The sequence below is a fragment of the Rhodospirillales bacterium genome (assembly GCA_016699855.1).
Taxonomy (GTDB): domain Bacteria; phylum Pseudomonadota; class Alphaproteobacteria; order Reyranellales; family Reyranellaceae.
Genome location: CP064988.1, coordinates 2,940,002 through 2,957,588, shown reverse-complemented (window position 1 = coordinate 2,957,588; position 17,587 = coordinate 2,940,002). Strand labels below are relative to the sequence as shown.

Sequence of the window (17,587 nt, the reverse complement as noted above, 5' to 3'; positions counted from 1 at the left end):
GGCTCCGTGGACGATCCGCTGATCGTCACGTTCGACGCCGCCCTGTTCGCAGAGAGCGCGGTCAAGAAGGCCGCCTACACGCTGGCCGCCACGGCCTCCGTGGAGATCCGCCGCGAGGGGACGGACTGGATATGCTCCCTGCGGTTCCTCAGGCCCACGCCGCCGGCGGCGCGCGCCGAGGCGGGCGAATCCCTGCGGATCGAGGTCCTCGACCAGGACTTGCGCGAGCGGATCGCGAGCGAGACGGCGGCCGTGCGCAACACCATCCTCGCGGTGGCATTCTCGCGCACCGGGCTGCAGTCCGATGGCTAGGTTCAAGCCGGCGGAGTCGTTCGAGTCGGCGGGCGTATCCGGATACAAGCTGCTGCCGTTCCGCTTCACACGATTGTACGAAGACCGCTACGTCGCGAGCAACCTCGTCGGCGAGTACCTCGTCCTCGACCGTGCGACGATCGAGGGCCTGGTGCGCGGCCGGCTTCCCGCCGGCACGTCGACCTACCGGGATCTGGCGTCGCGGCACTTCCTCGTGGACGCCGACTCGTCGGTCGGAGAGGACCTTCTGGCGCTGAAGGCGCGCACGCGGCTCCTCGGCCTCGCGGAGTTCACCGGCCTCCACATCTTCGTGGTGACCTTGCGCTGCGAGCATTCGTGCCCGTACTGCCAGGTCTCGCGGAGGAGCGCGGACGTCGACGCCTTCGACATGACGGCGGAGACGGCGTCCAAGGCGCTCGATCTCGTGTTCCGATCGCCGTCCTCCCGTTTGAAGATCGAGTTCCAAGGCGGCGAGCCGCTGCTCAACTTCGCGCTCATCGAGCGCGTGGTCGAGGCCGCCGAGTCCCGGGCGGCGGCGGAGGGAGGGCGTCCCGTCGAGTTCGTGATCGCGACGAACCTGGCGCTCGTGACCGACGGGATGCTCGAGTTCGCCCGCGAGCACCGCATCCTGATCTCGACCTCGCTCGACGGCCCCCGGGATCTGCACGACCGCAACCGTCCGAGGCCGGGCCACGACAGCCACGCGCGCGCGGTGTCCGGAATCGAGCGGGCGCGCGCGGCGCTGGGCCACGACCGCGTGAGCGCGCTGATGACCACGACGAAGGAGAGCCTGGCGCGGCCCGAGGAGATCGTGGACGAGTACGTGAGGCTGGGGTTCGACTCGATCTTCCTGAGGCCGTTGTCGCCCTACGGCTTCGCCGTGAAGACGAAGTCCTACGCGGGGTACGACGTCGACGCCTGGCTCGACTTCTACGTCCGCGGTCTGACCCACATCCTCGAACTCAACCGCCGGGGCCACCGCCTGGTCGAGAGCTACGCGGCGATCGTGCTCTCGAAGATGCTGACGCCGTTCGAGACGGGCTACGTCGACCTCCGCAGCCCGGCGGGCATCGGCATCGGCGCGGTCGTCTACAACTACGACGGCTCGGTGTACGCCTCCGACGAGGCCCGGATGCTGGCCGAGATGGGCGACACGACCTTCGCGATCGGAAACGTCCACACCGACCGGTTCGAGGACATCTTCCTCTCCGACCGCCTGCTCGATCCGCTCGAGGCGTCGACGGCGCTTTCCGTCCCGATGTGCGCGGACTGCGCGTTCGAGCCCTACTGCGGCGCCGACCCGGTGTTCCATCACGCCACCCAGGGCGACTTCGTGGGCCGCAAGCCGACCTCCGCGTTCTGCCGCCGGAACATGGCGGTCTTCCGGCATCTGATCTCGACGATGGAAGCCGACCCGGAGGCCCGGCGCATCTTCCGGGCGTGGGCGGCCCGCGGCTGATGCTGGCGCTTGCCGCGGGAGGCGCCCGGACGCGCGGCTTCGACGCCGCGCCGGGACGTCGCGTCCTGAGGCTCCGCGCCGCCGGCGCCGTAGGCGCCCCGCTCGACCCGTCGGACTGCGTCATCGCGACCGACGCCGACCAGGCGCGTGGCGCGCGGACCGTCGCCTTCCGCTCCGTCGACCGCCATCTCATGGACCGCGCGGCGGACGCCGCGGCGGCGCTGCTGCTTCCGTCGCCGCTCGACCACCTCGGCGACGGGGATATCGTCGCGCTGGATCCCGTCCGTGGCTCGATCCGCGTCCTGTACCGGCGCGGCTCCCCCAGCAACAGCCTCCTGGTGACCGAACGCTGCGACCACTACTGCCTGATGTGCTCGCAGCCGCCGAAGGACGTCGACGACGGGCACCTGTTCGACGAGCTCGACACCGCCATTCCTCTCATCGACCCGGAAACGGTCGAGATCGGAATCACCGGGGGCGAACCCACCATCGGCGGCGACCGGTTCCTGGCGCTGATCGGGTCGCTCCGGGATCGACTGCCGCGGACGGCGGTCCACGTGCTGTCGAACGGCAGGCGGTTCCTGGACCCCGCCTTCGCCGCGGCGTACGCCACCATCGGGCACCACGACCTGATGACCGGCATCCCGATCTACGCCGATGTCGCTCCCGTCCACGACCACATCGTCCAGGCGAAGGGGGCGTTCGACGGGACGGTGCGTGGGATATTGAACCTGAAGGCCCGCGGCGCCCGCGTGGAGATCCGGGTCGTGGTCGTGCGGCAGAACTGGTCGCGCTTGCGGAGGACCGCCGAGTTCATCGCGCGCAACCTGTCCTTCGTCGACCACGTCGCGTTGATGGCGCTGGAGGTGACGGGATTCGCCCGGGCGAACCTCGACAGCGTCTGGGTCGATCCGTTCGACTACCGCCATGAACTCGCCGAGGCCGCGCTCTGGCTCGAGGCCGCCGGCGTGCGCGTGTCCCTGTACAACCACCAGCTCTGCACCGTCGAGCCCGCGGTCCGCCATCTCGCGCGCCGGTCGATCAGCGACTGGAAGAACGAGTACCTGGCGGTCTGCGAGGATTGCTCCGCGAAGCGCGGGTGCGCGGGATTCTTCGCCACGGGCAGGACCCGCCATAGCGCCCATATCGCGCCCCTCTGAACGAAAGAACGCGGCCCACGGCCGGCGGAGCCGCCGGTCGCCGGTCCGGACAAGGTGACGGCCCGCGCCGGCGCCGCGCTCTCCGGCGATCGCGATAGCGCACGGTGGCGGATCGTCTACCGTTCTCTCCATCCCAGGGCGCAAAGGTCGTCGAGTTCCGCCGGGGCGCCCCCGACGCAGAGGCTCGGATCGACGCCCACCGCGCCGCCACGGCGCGCATGATCGAGCACCAGCTCCCGCACATCGGCATACCCGAGCGATGCGCTATCAACCACTCGCGTCCTCGCTCCATAAGCCGACACCAAGGCGGCCGGGAATGGCGTGACGAAGATCGCGCCCTCGCGGCGATCCACGGGAACCACCGTGACCGCCGCCAGTCGTCGCTCCGCCTCGGCCCGCGCGATCCCGCTCCTGAGGGTGTCCAGTTCGACGGCCGCCACCGGAAGCCAGCCCACGAGGCCCATCGCCGCCAGCGCCACGGACGCGCGAACGGCGCGATCGAAGCCGGCGGCCCGCAGAAAACCGGCCGCCCGCGAGGCCGCGATGCCGACGACGACCGCGGCGAGCGGCGCCATGGCGTGGACGTAACGGACCATCTCGGCGGGATCCACGTCGCCGCCGGCGGCGAAGTGGCGATGCCTCGCGTGCGAGGTGTAGAGGAGGGCGAAGCCCGCGAGAATCGCTACCAGACGCAGACCGACACGGTCGCGGCCGAGCACCACCACGGGGAGCGCGGCGACAGCCGCGATCCCGAGAATCCCGAAATCACCGGTCGAGAGGGCGGCGGACGCCAATGCCGGGAGGAGCCGGGGGACGTTCTCCAGCGCGAACGCGGCCCTCCCGATATCCGCGCCGTGCCGTCCAGCGGCGTCGAGGATGCCGACGCCGAAGACCGCGAACATGACCAGGCCCGCCGCCATCGCGCCGGTCACGACGGCGCCCGTGGACCGGTCGCCTGAACGCTGGCGAGCGACGAACATCGCCGCGGCCGCGACGCACGCGACGCCCGGAACCAGCACGCCTTCCTTCTTGGTCAGGATCATCAGCGCGCCGGACGCGACGAAAAGGACCGACGCGCCGAGCCGGCCATGGCGCCCTTGGCCCTCTTTCGCGACGTCGAGTTGCGCCTTCACGTGGCAGACGACGAGGAACGCGAACAGCGGCTCGGCGAAGGTCGACCCTCCCACCAGATGGAAGCCGGGGGCGGCCAGGAGGAGGCACATCGCGAGGGCCCGCGCAGCGGGATCCGTCGCATGCTCCTCCAGCAGGGACCAGCACACCTGCACGGCGAGCGCCGTCGCCGCGATGGATGTCGCGTTGGCCAGCCAGCGGCGCTCGCCGACCATGTGCTGGAGGATGGACAGCAGCGACGCATATCCCGGCAGGTGGGTGCCGAAGGTCGCCTGCACGGTGCAGTCCGCCACGGTGCCGGCGACGCAGACGTCGAGATAGAACGGAAACTTGCCCGACGCGAAATGGGCGGTCTGCAGGTAAGCCGCCGCCTGGTGGACGTAGGCGTCCTCGTACTCGAGGCCGAGGGTCGTCGGTCCGATCAACGATGCCGCGACGCAGACCGCGACCAGGAGCGCGCGGAACACCAGCCGGCGCGCCAGTGCCGCCCTGATCGCCGGAAGCGCGCAAACGACCGCGAAGGCCACCCAGAAGAGCGCCTGGATCGCGATCGTGAACAAGGACGCGGCAAAGACCATTCTGGTACGGAGGCCCTGAGCGACGCCACTAACGCGCCCTCGATGAGCCACATCTCTACCATCAGTCGACAGCTCCCGGTCGCACCCCTTGACGCGGATGTTCGGACCCGGTCCCCCGGCGGCCGAGATCCCGGAATCCACACCCCTCCTTGCTCCCGATTCCAAGGGAGGCCACAAACGGTCCATGCCCCGTGCCGCCCGGTAGTGGTCGTCCCCCGGTGGCTCCGATCGGCGGCGCGCGACGCGGCGTTGGCCGTCGTATTCGTCTCCCGCGGCATCCAGCCGATCAGGTTGCGCTGCGCCGGCCCGGTGACGTCGGCGAGCGAAGCGAGGCCGGCGTCGGCGGCCCGCGCGTAGCGCGGAAAATGGATGTGATGGGCGGGATGAATGAAGAGCTGGATGAATGAGCGGGATGTGTAAGACAAGATGGTGGCGCGTTTTCGCGACACTGGAGCGTCGCGTTTTTGAGACGCTGTAGCGTCGCGTTTTCGCGACATAGATAGCGTCGCGCTTTCGCGACGCTACAGCGTCGCGTTTTCGCGACACTGGCGTGTCCCCGTCTCGGAGACAGTGACAGGACACGGGCGCCGCCGTCGCAGGGTCTGTGGCAGCGCGCGGGACAGTCGCGGCGGCGGTCAAAACGGGATCTCCCCGAGATGCACCGGCGACGCACCCGGCGGCTTCCACTTCGACCAGTCGAGCCAGTACTCGCTCGCCGCGCCGCTGCGGCCGACGTGCCGCTCGATGTAGCCGTCGTTGACCAGCGTCTTGAGCGACGGCGCGACCCTCGATCGATGCGCGTGGACCTTCTCGGCGATCTTGTCGACGGACATATAGGCGAACCCGTCCCTGCGGCCGATGGCGGTGATGATCAGCATCCCGATGACCTTCGTCTTGTCGGGCAGGTCGGCGGTAATCAGGGCGTCGATGATCCGCCACTTCACCAGGGCGAACACCTGCTTGTCCTTTGGTGGCGCCGGGATATAGCTCGGCCGCGTTGCCATCGCCCGGCGCCGCCCTAGGACGTGCCGACATCGGCCGCACCGTTGGACTCGACAGGCGCGCGCGCGAACCTCTCGGCGATCGCCGGCAGCAGATCGGCTCTGACGTTGAAGCCCTTGGCCGGCGGCTTCGTCGCGCCAGCGTCGTCGAGATACCAGATCAGCGCCGCGACGGACGCGCGCCCTTTGTATGTCGCAAAAGAGAAGCGGAGCTCGTCGCGGCGGCGGCCATTCGGTATCGACGCGACGACGAGGTCAGCCTGCGCCGCGGTCGCGGCGACGGAACTAGTCATTGGCACTGGCATTGTGGTGATCTCGATCTTCGCCCGGCCCGGTCCACGTGGTGGACGTTTTTCGTCTGAGGGGGGAATGGGTAGCGTCGGCAGCGATGCGAATCTGCACGGCATCCCGCGAGTCGGCGTCGATAGGTCCAGATGCATTTCTTTGGCTGGCCGCGCGATCCGCGCCACGATCAGCACGAACAACCCGGCGTCCCAGCGCATCAACGCCGCCTTGCGCGTGGCGGCTTCGGCCCGAACACCTCAGACGCCCCTCTTGCTGCGCCCTCCGCTGCGTCGGCTTTTGTCCGCCTTCTTGATGTGCTCCGCTATCTCGGGCGCCGGGCGTGCCGATGTCGACGTGACGACGTGCGCGGCGGCCCAGGCGCGGAGATCGGCGACGCGGTAGCGCACCGCCTTCCCGTATTTGACAAACGGCGGCCCGCCGCCCGTGCAGCGCTTCTTCTCTAGCGTCGAGGCGGAGAGGCCGACGATCGCCTCGGCGCCGGCAGTGTCGACGATCTCGAACGGTTGGCTAGTGTTGACGGCGTCGTGAGGCATTTGGCACCTGCGGTCAGTTGCCCGGTTACGTCGGGCGGCTGGGCGCAAGATCGCCGAGTTTCTCGGCGGCGTAAGAGCGCAACCCCACTTTGGGGGTTACACCTCAAATGAAATGCGGTCGTATAAGGGTCATCGCCTCTTTGAGCGGTCTGCCGGCGTTTGGGGCGTAACCCCTGCTGACGCGCCGTTGCGCCTTTTCCATCGCGCGTCGCTTTCCCGGTCGCCCTGCAAATCCGGCCAGAGTAAGCGCTCAACGTCTTTGGGATTCAGAGCGGACCCGCCGTTCCCGACATGGCGATCAGCGATCTCCTTCAATATCCCTGCGAGATCGCCGCGCTTTGCCTTCAGGACATCTCTCGCTATTCCTTGAATTTTAATCCTGAGATCGAAATTGGGCGTGGGGCCGCCGCGATCCAGTTCCGCCGCCTCGGCGCGCAGCGTGGCCGCCTGTTTGCGCGTCAGCGGGAAAATCTGATCAAGCGCCGCTCTGTCGACATCGATGTCGGAGATCGCTGCGGCAACCTGCATGCCGCTGATGCTGAAGCGCGAATCCTCGGCCAAGTCCTCGTCGGTAAGCCTGGTGGGCACACCGGAAGTACCACGCGACGGTTCCACGAGACGGACCATTTCGCCCCAATGCATATCGACCACATTGAAGGGCCGGCCGCTCGCCGCGACCACCTTGCCGCGATCTTCCGTTGTGATCGCGAGCTTCCACCATTCTCTGCCAATTGTGACGAGGCGCTGCGTCACCACCCCATTCTCGATTGAGTGAAGCACACCTTCGGCCGTCAACGCGCCGTCCGCTAATATCTCTAGGAGTTGCGACGGCGCCTGCGAACTCGCCGCTTTTTGAACTGGCGTGTCGCGCCAGATCATCTCTGGGTTGGGTTGAGCGCCGCGAAGGCACATACTCACGTGGTTGACCGCACCATGAAGGCTTGCCCTTTTCATGGCGCGCAATCTCAGAGTTTCGGCGAGGCCCATCACGTCATAGGCCGCGACAATCTCGGCCCGCTGTTCGGTGCTCATGTCCGGCAGCCGGGCGGAAGCCGAGACCGCCGGCGATACCTTGGCGGTCTTCAGGAAGGCGTGCTTCCGGCGGGCACGCGCTACCCGCGGATCGCGACGGAGGTCGCTTGCCTTCTGCGCCATCGTCAGCCTCCGCTCTTCGCGCCGCGCAGCGCCACGGCGTTGCCGCCGCCCTCGCGTCCCGACACGATCGCCGCGACGTGCTCGCCCCATGCCAACATCGCGGCCTTCCGCTCCGGCAGAAACTCGTTGCGCTGGTAGATCGCCGTGACGCCCTGTATCGCCCCGGAGACATGCCCGAGCACCTTGTCGGCGACGTGGATCGCGAAGCCCGCGCCAGCGAGCCAGGTCACCATCGATCGACGTAGATCGTGGAACGTCCAGTCATCCGCCGGCGGGGCGATGCCGAGCCGTTCCGCTTCAGTCGTCATGTCGAGCTGAAGCCGCGTCCTGACCTTGCTGAAGCCGGAAACCGCCGTTGAGCCGTTTGTCGAGAACAGCAGCGACGACGCTAGTGGGGTGTCACGCGGCGGACGGCTCCGCCTCGGCGCCGGCGCGGGCAACAAAGGTTGACCCAGCTCCGGAAGGGTCTTCAGGAGCTCGACGGTGAGCGGCGAGAGATGCCGAAGATGAGGCCGCTTGTTCTTCGAGCGCGCCGCCGGGAGGAGCCACGTCGCGGCGTCGAGATCGAACTCGCCGCGTTCGGCCTCGGCGATTTCGTTGCGGCGTGCGCCAGTGAGGATCAGGAGTTGAACGCAGGGGCCGAAGGGATAGGACATGCGATCTGCGGCGCGCCACATAAGCGCGATCTCCTCATCGCTGATCACACGATCGCGGGCCCGCTCCGGTGCCGGCGCCTCGACGGCGACCATCGGCGATCCGGAGCAGTAGCCTTCCGTCGCGCACCACCGGAAGAATCTCGATAGCGCGATGTAGAGCCGTCGCGCCTGGACCGGTGCGCCTCGTTGGGTCGCGACTTCGCGCAACAGTCTGGTGATCTCGACGGGTTCGATCTCTGCGACCGATCGACTGCCCCACTTCCGGACGGCGTCGAATTTCAGCGTGCGCTCGGCTTCATCCGCCCATCGGTTTCCGCGCGCGCGGTGATGCTGCTCGGCGAAGAGAGGAACGAGTCCCGCCACCGTCGACGCTGCGGCCGACGCCTTGGCACGGCGCTTGGCTCGCTTCTCCTTCGCGGGGTCGCGGTCATGGGCTACGTCACCGGCGAGTTTCTTCGCCTTGAGGCGCGCGTCCTCGAGCGTGATCTCGCCGTGGCTGCCGATCGTTACCCTGCGTTTCGGCGACGCGCGGCCGCCGCCGGGCCGGTAGACGTAAACGAACGAACGGACGCCACTCGGCCGGATGCGGAGGCCGAAGCCGCGGATCTCGCCGTCCCACAACACCACCTCGCGCGGACCTGGCCTCGCTGCGTCGATAGAGCGTTTTGTGAGTCTGTCGCTCATCCTCTGCGCCCCTGCGCGATTCCCTCCGGGGACCACCGGGGGACCACGGCCCGTATAACACGGGGCGGGCAGAGGAAACGAGAGGAAAGAAGAAGTGGCTTAAATTGCTATGAGCTGAGGCATTCAGCAAAACAGAGAAACCGTCGATGGCTCGGATGCGCCGCTTCGTAAGCGGTAGGCCGTTGGTTCAAATCCGACTCGGGGCACCATTTTCAGGATAACGCGGGGCCGGGACGAAAGTTCCGGCCTTTGTCGTTGTGGCGGCTTGACGGACCGGGCGGCTGCGACGCCGGCCGGCGTCGCCGATATCATGCCCCTCAGCGCACCCCCCGCTTGCGATCATCGGCAAGCCGCTTCGCCTCCTCGACCTGCGCGGGCGTCATTTTCTCAGTTAGTCTGTCGCGGTTTCGGATCGCACCTTCACGATGCTCCACCGCCGAGGGCGATTCGTAGAAGGCGGCCGCGAGGTCGTACCACATGTGCGCCTGTACGTAGTCCTGCGTCAGTCCGCGACCGTTAGCGTACATCGCGCCGAGGTACGATGCAGCGTCCGCATCGGCCATGCTGGCCGCCCCTACCAGCCAACGAACCGCTTCTGAATAATCCTGCGTCACGCCCTCACCCTTGGCGTACATGACACCAACGTAGTAAGCCCCCGCAGGATGTCCTTGTTCGGCCCCTAACCGATACCAGCGGAAGGCCTCCGCGTTGTCCGCCACCACACCCCGGCCGGCTTGGTACAACTCGCCGACGCGAATTTGGGCGTTTGCATCACCCTGCTCGGCGGCTTTCCGATACCACAGCATGGCCTCCGGATAGTCCTGCGGCACGCCTCGACCTCTGGCGTACATTCGGCCAAGCGCGTTCTGCGCAATTCCGTTGCCCTGTTCGGCCGCCTTCCTGAACCACCGTGCGGCCTCTACGTAGTCGCGCGGCACGCCTTCTCCGTCGTGGTAATAAACACCGACATTGGATTGGTAGACATTGTTGCCTTGCTCGGCTGCCTTTCGATACCAGCGCATCGCCTCCGTATAGTCTTGCGGGACGCCGCGGCCGCTCCAGTACATTTCACCAAGATTCCACTGTGCCCTTTCGTGTCCCTGCTCAGCGGACTTGCGGTACCAGCGCACCGTTTCCACATAATCTTTTGGCACGCCGTTGGCCATTCGCGATGCGTGTCCGAGGATGTACTGCGCCTCGGCGTCGCCTTGCTCGGCGAGCTGGCGCAACTGCGGTATCGCCACGACGAATTCGCGACGGCCGTATGCGGCTTTCGCGTCCTCAAGCGGACCAGCGATAGCGGGGGTCGCGAGCGCAATCGCGACCGCGAGAGAACCAGCGAAAATGCGACGCATGAAACCTTCCTCCATCAGCGATTGTCAGCGACAGACCGGGATCCGGCGATCATCCGACTGGGGGGATGTCTCCACCCATCGACGATGCCGAGATCGCGGCGCAACCGCAATCCCGCGCGGCACGGATAACCCTCCTAGCGCCTCCGCCGACGCCATGGCATGACTCCCGGCAATCAACCGCCGGCACCCAACCAGATCACGCATCCGTTAGACGTGGCGCCGGCGCACCGGGAGGGATCGTCATGCGGTGGATCGCGAGACTCGGCTTGTTGATCGCGTCGTTGGCCGCGCTGCCGGCCGCGACGGCCATGGCGCAGGACTATCCCAGCAAGCCGGTGCGCATCGTCGTGCCGTTCGGGCCGGGCGGGCCGGCCGACGTCTACGCCCGCTTCCTCGGCGCCGAGCTGTCGGAGTCTTTGAAGCAGCCCTTCGTGATCGAGAACCGGCCCGGCGGCGGCGCCGTGATCGGCACGGACATCGTCGCCAAGGCGGCGCCCGACGGCCACACGCTGCTGATGATGTCCAACACGCACACCACCAACGAGACGCTGCTGGCCAACAAGCCCTACGCGCTGATGCGCGACCTGGCGCCGGTGGCGCCGGTCAACTCGTCCGACCTGGTGATGGTGGTGCATCCCGCCGTCGCGGCGACGGACCTGAAGGCTTTCATCGCGCTGGCCAAGGCGCAGCCGGGCAAGCTGAGCTACGCATCGTCCGGACCGGGCACGCCCTACCACATGGCCGGCGAACTGTTCAAAGCCATGAGCGGCACCGACATCCTGCACGTTCCCCACCGCGGCAGCGGCGAGGCGCGGAGCAGCGTCTACGGCGGCCACGTGCCGATGATGATCGACGCGGTGACGGCGATGGCCGGCCCGATCGCCGGCGGCCAGGTGCGGGCGCTGGCGACCACCGGGCAGACGCGCTCGGCCGTGCTGGCGTCGGTGCCGACGATGGCCGAGGCCGGACTGCCGGGCTACGACGCGACGATCTGGCTGGGGATCATGGCGCCGGCGGGCACGCCACCGGCGGTCGTGGCCAAGCTCAACGCCGCGATCGCCGCGATCATCGCGCGGCCGGCGGTGGCCGAGGCGTGGGCCAAGCAGGGCGCCGTGCCGATGACCATGGACGCCGCGGCGTTCGGCGCCTTCCTCCAGCGCGACATCGAGAAATGGGCGAAGGTGATCGCCGTGTCCGGGGCGAAGGCGCAGTGAGGAGGCATCCGCCGTGACCACGCTGCGGCTTCTCAGTGGCGGCGCGGCGCAGGGGCTGGTCGAGGCGACGCGCGCGGCGTTCGCCGCCGCGACCGGCGCCACCATCGACGGCACGTTCGGCGCCGTGGGCGCGATGCGCGCGCGGCTGATCGACGGCGACGCGGCCGACGTGGTGATCCTCTCGCGCGCGCTGATCGACGGTCTGGTGGGCGACGGCCATGTGCTCGGCGGCTCGGCGCGCGACATCGGCGCGGTCGCGACCGCCATCGCGGTGCGCTCGGGCGATCCGGCGCCCGCGGTCGGCGACGCCGCGTCGCTGCGCGCCGCCCTGCTGGCCGCCGACGCGATCCACTTCCCCGACCCGGAACAGGCCACGGCGGGCATCCACTTCGCCAAGGTGCTGCGCGACCTCGACGTCTGGGAAGCGGTCGCGGACCGCCTGCGGCCGGCGCCCAACGGCGCCACGGCGATGCGCGCGCTGGCGGCCGATTCCGGCCGCGCGCCGATCGGCTGCACGCAGGTCACCGAGATCCTCGCCACGCCGGGGCTGGCGCTGGTGGCGCCGCTGCCGCCGGGCTGCGATCTGGCGACGACATACACGGCGGCCATCGGCGCCGCGGCGCGCGCGCCCGATCTCGCGGCGCGTCTGATCGCGCTGCTGACCGACGCCTCGGGCGCCGATCGCCGGCGGTCGCTGGGCTTCGTCTGAGCGGCGACGCGCGCGGCCGGCGCTCAACCCGCCGGCGTCGCGCGGGCGCCGAACAGCGCCGTGCCGACGCGCACATGGGTGGCGCCGAGGCGGATCGCGCTCTCGTAGTCGGCGCTCATGCCCATGCTGAGCCGCGTCAGGCCGTTGCGTTCGGCGATCTTGCGCAGCAGCGCGAAATGCAGCGCCGGCTCCTCGTCGGCCGGCGGGATGCACATCAGCCCGACGACGGGCAGGCCGTGCGTGTCGCGGCAGTCGCGGATGAAGGCGTCGGCGTCGCGCGGCATGACGCCGGCCTTCTGTGGCTCCTCGCCTGTGTTGACCTGCACGAAGCAGTCCGGCCGGCGGCCCTGCTTCGCCATCTCCTTGGCCAGCTCGGCGGCCAGCTTGGGCCGGTCGACGCTCTCGATCACGTCGAACAAGGCGATGGCCTCGCGCACCTTGTTGGTCTGCAGCGGGCCGATAAGATGGAGTTCCAGGCCGGGATGCGCGGCTTGCAGGGCGGGATACTTGCCCTGCGCCTCCTGCACGCGGTTCTCCGCGAATATCAGCTGCCCGGCGGCGATCAACGCCGCGACGCGCTCCGCCGGATTGGTCTTGGACACCGCGACCAGCGTGACCTCCGACGGATCGCGGCCGGCGGCGCGCGCGGCGGCGTCGATGCGGGCGCGCACTTCCGCGAGATTGGCCGCGGCGTCGAAGGCGGGACCGGTCATCGCGGAGTCTCCGTCCATGGCCGCGGCTCAGGAATCCGGCGCCGCGCCGATGCGCGCGCGGGCGCGGTCGAGGCCCTCGTGCGCCAGCGGCAGATCGGGATTGGCGGACACCGCCGCCGTGAACATGCTCACCGCCGCGTCGAGGCGCCCCAGCGCCAGAAGGCACTCGCCGTAGTAGGCCAGCAGGCGGGCGTCGCCCGGCAGCTTCTCCAGCGCCTTTCGGTGCAGCGGCGCGGCCTCCGTGGCGCGTCCCACCGCCAGCAACGCGCGGCCGTAGTTGTTGAGGATCAGCGGATCGGCGGGATCGATCCGGTTGGCGCGTTTGAACGCCTGCAGCGCGCGCTCGTTCTCGTTCAGGCCGAGGAAGGCGAGGCCGGCGTTGTTCCACGCCTTGGCGTCGTCGCGATGGACGTCCAACCACGGCTTCAGCGCGTCGAGCGCGCGGCCGTAGAGTTTGGCCTCCAGCGCCACCGAGCTGAGGTCGTAGATCGCGGTCGCGAAATCGGGGCGCCCCTTGAGCGCGGTCTCGTAGGCCTCCATGGCGCCGGCGACGTCGCCGCGCGCCTCGCGCCCCAGCCCCAGCAGCCGCGCCGAATCGGCGCTGGCGGGATCGAGCTCGATCGCCTTCAGGAACGACGGCTCCGACTCCTCGAGGCGGCCGGCGTGGTGCAGCACGTGGCCGCGGCTGTGGTGCAGCCGGGCGTTGCCCGGCGCCGCCGCCAAGGCTTCGTCGATCGCCGCCAGCGCGTCGTCGAGCCGGCCGGCGCTGGCCAGTGCCAGGCCGCGGTCGCCCTGGATGCCCGGCCATTCCGGCGAGGTCGCGTCGATCGCCGCCAGCGCCGCGTCGAACGGCGCCAGCGCCTCGGCGGCGCGGTCCAGGCGGAACAGCGCGTAGCCCAGCCCGGCCTGCGCCATGGCGCGGCGCTGCCACATCTGCTTGACCGCCTCGGGCGACAGGCCCTCGGTCGCCTCGGGTCTGTCGAGCGCCGCGATCAGGGCGCGGAACTCGGTCTCGGCGGCCGCGAAATCCTCGCGGTCGGCGCAGACGCCGGCCAGCCGCAGCCGCGCCTCGTGGTAGTCCGGCCGCAGCCGCAGGGTCTGCCGCCAGGTGCGGATCGCCTCGTCGATCTTGCCCTGCCGGTGCTGGGCCGCACCGACGTTGAAATGCAACATCGCCTCGTCGGGGTCGCGCTTGACGGCGCGGCGCCACAGCTTCTCGGCGCCGGCGGCGTCGTCCTTCTGGAAGGCGCAGACGGCGAGGAAGTGCAGAATCTCGGGGCGCTCGCCGAGCCGGCCCATGGCGGTGCGGAACCGGATCTCGGCGTCGGCGATCTGGCCGGCGCGCAGGAACTCCATGCCGTCCCGCAGGTCGGGATCGATCCCGCCGGGGATCGGCGAAAGCACGGAAGGCGTCGGCGCGGCCATGGGCGGAATCCTGCGGGAGAAACGCCGGGCGCTTGTAGCCGGCGCCGCGGATTCCAGCAATGCGCCGGCCGGGGTCGCCGCACGGGGCGCGGAACGCCGCCGCGCGGCCCGGAACGTGCTACATCGCCGCCGATGCCCGACGACCACGAGATATTCCGCGCCGCCATGGCCGACGCGCGGCGCCTGACCGACCGCAAGGGGCGGAAGTCGGTGAAAGTGGTCGAGCCGCCGCCGCGCCTCCGCGACCTGCTGCGCGAGAGGCCGATCCAGCCGCGCGAGCCCGAGCCGCCGAAGATGCCCGCCGGCGCCCGGCCGCTCGATCCCGTCGCCGCCACCGGCCTGGACCGGGCCAGCGACACGAGGCTGCGCCGCGGCCGGGTCGCGCCCGACGCCAAGCTCGATCTGCACGGCTACACCCTGGCCGAGGCGGAACGCGCCCTGACCCGCTTCCTCGCGACGTGCCAACAGCGCGACCAGCGGCTGGCGCTGGTGGTGACCGGCAAGGGCCTGCGCGAGGCCGACGGCCACATGGTCGGCGGCCGCATCCGCGCCGAGTTCCCGCACTGGCTCAACCGGCCGGAGAACCGCGCCCGGGTGGTCGGCGTGCGCGCCGCCAGCCCGCGACACGGCGGCGGCGGGGCGTTCTACGTGGTGCTGCGGAAGGCGGGGTAGCGCGGACCGCCCTCAGTGGCGCACCGCACGTCGCGCAGGCCAAGGTCGCGTCGCAGCGACGGCCCGGGGATCGACCGCCGGATCGATCGACAGTCCGCAGGCTGGACTATGCGGACGCCGCGGTCTCGCGGGCGCCGACTCGCCCGGTCACATGCCAGATCTCCATGCGGCCCGCGCCCTTCACCTCGATCGCGCCCCGTGGTTCGCAGACGTAGCGGTCCTTCACCAGATCGTAGGTGCCGCGCGTGATCTGGATGGCGCCGCTCTGGCCATGCGACTCCATCCGGCTGGCCAGGTTCACGGCCTCGCCCCACAGGTCGTAGATGAATTTCTTGCGGCCGATGACGCCGGCGACCACCGGGCCGGAGTTGACGCCGATGCGGAACGCCAGCGCGCGGCCGCCGAAGCGGCGCGCGGCGACCGCGTCGCGCATCTCCAGCGCCAGATCGACCAGCGCGACGGCGTGGTCCTCGCGCGCCGCCGGCACGCCCGACGCGACCATGTAGCAGTCGCCGATCGTCTTGATCTTCTCGAGCCCGTAGCGCTCGACCAGCCCGTCGAAGCACTGGAACACCTCGTTCAGCAGGTCGACCAGTTGCAACGGCGTCATCGTGGCGGCCATCGGCGTGAAATCGACCACGTCGGCGAACAGGACGCTGGCCGCCTCGTGGTGGGCGGCGATGGTGCGCTGCTCGGCCTTGAGGGCCTCGGAGATCTCGCGCGGCAGGATGTTGAGCAGCAGCATCTCGGAGCGCTGCTGGAAGAAGTCGCGGCGGCCGACGAAGTAGTGCAGCAGCCCGAAGGTGATCGCGATCACGCAGCCGACGTTGAGCGCGAAGAACGTAGTGACGAACCAAGGGGGCAGCCCGGCCGGCGTCAGCGCCGGCTCGACCAGCACCGCCACCGCCAGCAGGACGATGAACCCCACGATCCATAGAAGCGTCCGGCGCCGGTCCTCGATCAGCAGCGAACCGAGCGGGCAAAGGGCGGCCCAGATGATCACGACGCTCGATTCGCGGAAGCCGCCGAGCGCGAGCTGCACGAGGAACGGCAGGATCAGGATGGTCAGGAGCTGGGTGGAGCGGTAGAGGCCGAGATCGCGCGTCCAGGCGAAGAGCGCCGTGTTGATCGGTGTGAAGACCGTGTAGAAGCCGGGAATGGCGGCGGCCCATGGCGCGCCGACCGCGAAATAGATGGCGCTCCACAGCGCGGTGAGCGGCAGCGTGCCGACGCACAGCAGGACGACCAGCCGTTTCCGCAGGACGATCTCGCCGCTATCGGCCGGATCGGCGCCGACGCGTCCCGCCCAGTCGAGCAGCCTGTCGGGGATGCGGGACATCCAGCCCATCTGCGCTCCCTCGGGACGACACCCGCCACGCAGGAAAGCATAGCCTTGTCGTGGCCGCCAAGCCGTCCGGATGGACGGTGGCGGACGCCGGCCCGAGCTACCGCGCCGCGCGCCGGCGCTCGCCCTCCAGCAGGCGCTTCTTGCGCTCGACGCCCCAGCGGTAGCCGGTGAGCGCGCCGGTCGAGCCGACGGCGCGGTGGCACGGCACGACGATCGACACCGGATTGGTGGCGCAGGCGCGGCCGACGGCGCGGGCGGCGTTGGGACGGCCGAGCGCGCCCGCGATCTGGCCGTAGGTGCGCGTCTCGCCGGCCGGGATCTCGGTCAGCGCCTTCCACACCCGCCACTGGAACGCGGTGCCGGCGATGTCGAGCGGCACGTCGGCGGCGTCGAGCGCGGTGGGCTTGCGGCCGTCGAGGCGGGCCAGCACGGCCTTCACCCGCGGCGCCAGCGCACCGTCGTCGGGCGCGATCTCGGCGGCCGGGAAGTCTGCGCGCAGCTCGTCCACCAGCGCCGAATCGTCGGCCCCGAGGAACACGGCGGCGACGCCCTTCGGCGTGGCCGCGACCAGCACGCGGCCGTGGTCGCTGTCGGCGATGGCGTAGGCCAGACGCGCGCCGGCGCCGCCTTTCCGGTACGTCGCGGGAGTCATGCCCAGCACCTTGTCGGAGGATTCGTAGACCCGGCTGGCGCTGCCGTAGCCGGCGTCGTAGAGCGCCTCGGTCACCGAGCCGCCCTGGCGCAGCGCGGCGCGGAAGCGGCCGCTCTTGCGGGCCGCGATCCAGTCGCGCGGCGTCATACCGAGTTCGCGCTGGAAGCGCCGCGTCAGGGTCGAGGCGGTGATGCCCAGGCCGCGGGCGATGCGCTCGAGCGAGGGACGCGACTCGGAGTCGTCGGTGTCGAGCCGGCGGCAGGCCTCGGCCACGGCGCGCGACAGGCCGGCATCGGCCCGCCATTCCCGCGGCTTGCAGCGCTTGCAGGCGCGGAAGCCGGCGGCCTCGGCGGCCTCGCAGGAGGCGTGGAAGGCGACGTTCTCGCGCCGCGCCGGACGGGCCGCGCAGGACGGCAGGCAGTAGACGCCGGTGGTGCGCACGGAGAAATAGAAGCGGCCGTTGTAGGCGCGGTCGCGCCGTCCGACCGCGGCCCAGCAGGTCGCGTCGTCGGGCATCGCGGCGG

Annotated in this window: 17 protein-coding genes; 6 read left to right on the top strand and 11 right to left on the bottom strand. The window is 69.8% G+C overall.

Annotation, left to right across the window (positions count from 1 at the left end; genetic code table 11):
* Positions 1-6 precede the first annotated feature (6 nt).
* Genes hxsD through hxsC form a run of 3 tightly spaced genes read left to right on the top strand, consistent with a single transcriptional unit; the run spans position 7 to position 2,931 of the window.
* A complete protein-coding gene (gene hxsD / locus IPK81_13935) occupies positions 7-312 on the top strand; it encodes a His-Xaa-Ser system protein HxsD (GenBank protein ID QQS10741.1) in 306 nt (101 codons plus the stop codon).
* Positions 305-1,771: a His-Xaa-Ser system radical SAM maturase HxsB gene (gene hxsB, locus IPK81_13930; GenBank protein ID QQS10740.1), complete on the top strand. Its 1,467-nt coding sequence runs from the start codon at positions 305-307 to the stop codon at positions 1,769-1,771. The genes hxsD and hxsB overlap by 8 nt, the downstream gene beginning before the upstream one ends.
* The gene (gene hxsC, locus IPK81_13925; GenBank protein QQS10739.1) at positions 1,771-2,931 is read left to right on the top strand and encodes a His-Xaa-Ser system radical SAM maturase HxsC; all 1,161 of its coding nucleotides are present in this window, start codon (positions 1,771-1,773) and stop codon (positions 2,929-2,931) included. The genes hxsB and hxsC overlap by 1 nt, the downstream gene beginning before the upstream one ends.
* Positions 2,932-3,047: 116 nt before the next feature.
* Here the strand turns inward: hxsC and IPK81_13920 are convergent, their stop codons facing one another.
* The 7 genes from IPK81_13920 to IPK81_13890 all read right to left on the bottom strand — a co-directional run bounded on the left by IPK81_13920 (position 3,048) and on the right by IPK81_13890 (position 10,330).
* Positions 3,048-4,622, bottom strand: coding sequence for a hypothetical protein (locus IPK81_13920; protein ID QQS10738.1), 1,575 nt, complete (start codon positions 4,620-4,622; stop codon positions 3,048-3,050).
* Positions 4,623-5,275: 653 nt separating this feature from the next.
* Positions 5,276-5,644 (bottom strand): hypothetical protein, encoded by a 369-nt coding sequence (locus IPK81_13915; GenBank protein ID QQS10737.1) that lies wholly within the window; start codon positions 5,642-5,644, stop codon positions 5,276-5,278.
* A 14-nt stretch (positions 5,645-5,658) separates the two neighbouring features.
* Positions 5,659-6,126: a hypothetical protein gene (locus tag IPK81_13910; GenBank protein ID QQS10736.1), complete on the bottom strand. Its 468-nt coding sequence runs from the start codon at positions 6,124-6,126 to the stop codon at positions 5,659-5,661.
* Positions 6,127-6,183: 57 nt separating this feature from the next.
* On the bottom strand, positions 6,184-6,480 hold the full coding sequence (locus tag IPK81_13905; protein ID QQS10735.1) for a DNA-binding protein: 297 nt from the start codon (positions 6,478-6,480) through the stop codon (positions 6,184-6,186).
* A gap of 129 nt (positions 6,481-6,609) precedes the next feature.
* Positions 6,610-7,635, bottom strand: a complete 1,026-nt coding sequence (locus IPK81_13900; protein ID QQS10734.1) for a hypothetical protein — start codon at positions 7,633-7,635, stop codon at positions 6,610-6,612.
* Between the two features lie 2 nt (positions 7,636-7,637).
* Complete coding sequence (locus IPK81_13895) at positions 7,638-8,975, bottom strand: site-specific integrase (protein QQS10733.1); 1,338 nt, start codon at positions 8,973-8,975, stop codon at positions 7,638-7,640.
* Positions 8,976-9,292: 317 nt separating this feature from the next.
* Positions 9,293-10,330: a sel1 repeat family protein gene (locus IPK81_13890; protein QQS10732.1), complete on the bottom strand. Its 1,038-nt coding sequence runs from the start codon at positions 10,328-10,330 to the stop codon at positions 9,293-9,295.
* Between the two features lie 242 nt (positions 10,331-10,572).
* On the opposite strand from IPK81_13890, the gene IPK81_13885 reads away from it, so the two are divergent.
* Together IPK81_13885 and IPK81_13880 are read left to right on the top strand one after the other, a co-directional pair.
* Positions 10,573-11,544 carry a tripartite tricarboxylate transporter substrate binding protein gene (locus IPK81_13885; GenBank protein QQS10731.1) on the top strand — a complete coding sequence of 324 codons (972 nt, stop codon included), beginning with the start codon at positions 10,573-10,575 and terminating at the stop codon, positions 11,542-11,544.
* A gap of 13 nt (positions 11,545-11,557) precedes the next feature.
* A complete protein-coding gene (locus tag IPK81_13880; protein QQS10730.1) occupies positions 11,558-12,253 on the top strand; it encodes a substrate-binding domain-containing protein in 696 nt (231 codons plus the stop codon).
* A 23-nt stretch (positions 12,254-12,276) separates the two neighbouring features.
* On the opposite strand, the gene IPK81_13875 is transcribed toward IPK81_13880, so the two are convergent.
* Positions 12,277-12,966: a YggS family pyridoxal phosphate-dependent enzyme gene (locus tag IPK81_13875; protein QQS10729.1), complete on the bottom strand. Its 690-nt coding sequence runs from the start codon at positions 12,964-12,966 to the stop codon at positions 12,277-12,279.
* Between the two features lie 27 nt (positions 12,967-12,993).
* Positions 12,994-14,391, bottom strand: a complete 1,398-nt coding sequence (locus IPK81_13870; GenBank protein ID QQS10728.1) for a tetratricopeptide repeat protein — start codon at positions 14,389-14,391, stop codon at positions 12,994-12,996.
* Positions 14,392-14,523: 132 nt separating this feature from the next.
* On the opposite strand from IPK81_13870, the gene IPK81_13865 reads away from it, so the two are divergent.
* Positions 14,524-15,063 (top strand): Smr/MutS family protein, encoded by a 540-nt coding sequence (locus tag IPK81_13865; protein ID QQS10727.1) that lies wholly within the window; start codon positions 14,524-14,526, stop codon positions 15,061-15,063.
* 106 nt (positions 15,064-15,169) lie between these two features.
* Here the strand turns inward: IPK81_13865 and IPK81_13860 are convergent, their stop codons facing one another.
* Positions 15,170-16,411, bottom strand: coding sequence for a hypothetical protein (locus IPK81_13860; protein QQS10726.1), 1,242 nt, complete (start codon positions 16,409-16,411; stop codon positions 15,170-15,172).
* A 97-nt stretch (positions 16,412-16,508) separates the two neighbouring features.
* Positions 16,509-17,579: a bifunctional DNA-binding transcriptional regulator/O6-methylguanine-DNA methyltransferase Ada gene (gene ada, locus IPK81_13855; GenBank protein ID QQS15111.1), complete on the bottom strand. Its 1,071-nt coding sequence runs from the start codon at positions 17,577-17,579 to the stop codon at positions 16,509-16,511.
* Between the last annotated feature and the right edge of the window lie 8 nt (positions 17,580-17,587).

What these genes read in the sequence shown, in the direction of transcription:
- hxsB (QQS10740.1), top strand. Translation starts at nt 305, where the DNA reads ATGGCTAGGTTCAAGCCGGCGGAGTCGTTCGAGTCGGCGGGCGTATCC.
- hxsC (QQS10739.1), top strand. Translation starts at nt 1,771, where the DNA reads ATGCTGGCGCTTGCCGCGGGAGGCGCCCGGACGCGCGGCTTCGACGCC.
- IPK81_13915 (QQS10737.1), bottom strand. Translation starts at nt 5,644, where the DNA reads ATGGCAACGCGGCCGAGCTATATCCCGGCGCCACCAAAGGACAAGCAG.
- IPK81_13905 (QQS10735.1), bottom strand. Translation starts at nt 6,480, where the DNA reads ATGCCTCACGACGCCGTCAACACTAGCCAACCGTTCGAGATCGTCGAC.
- IPK81_13900 (QQS10734.1), bottom strand. Translation starts at nt 7,635, where the DNA reads ATGGCGCAGAAGGCAAGCGACCTCCGTCGCGATCCGCGGGTAGCGCGT.
- IPK81_13895 (QQS10733.1), bottom strand. Translation starts at nt 8,975, where the DNA reads ATGAGCGACAGACTCACAAAACGCTCTATCGACGCAGCGAGGCCAGGT.
- IPK81_13890 (QQS10732.1), bottom strand. Translation starts at nt 10,330, where the DNA reads ATGCGTCGCATTTTCGCTGGTTCTCTCGCGGTCGCGATTGCGCTCGCG.
- IPK81_13885 (QQS10731.1), top strand. Translation starts at nt 10,573, where the DNA reads ATGCGGTGGATCGCGAGACTCGGCTTGTTGATCGCGTCGTTGGCCGCG.
- IPK81_13875 (QQS10729.1), bottom strand. Translation starts at nt 12,966, where the DNA reads ATGACCGGTCCCGCCTTCGACGCCGCGGCCAATCTCGCGGAAGTGCGC.
- IPK81_13870 (QQS10728.1), bottom strand. Translation starts at nt 14,391, where the DNA reads ATGGCCGCGCCGACGCCTTCCGTGCTTTCGCCGATCCCCGGCGGGATC.
- IPK81_13865 (QQS10727.1), top strand. Translation starts at nt 14,524, where the DNA reads ATGCCCGACGACCACGAGATATTCCGCGCCGCCATGGCCGACGCGCGG.
- IPK81_13860 (QQS10726.1), bottom strand. Translation starts at nt 16,411, where the DNA reads ATGGGCTGGATGTCCCGCATCCCCGACAGGCTGCTCGACTGGGCGGGA.
- ada (QQS15111.1), bottom strand. Translation starts at nt 17,579, where the DNA reads ATGCCCGACGACGCGACCTGCTGGGCCGCGGTCGGACGGCGCGACCGC.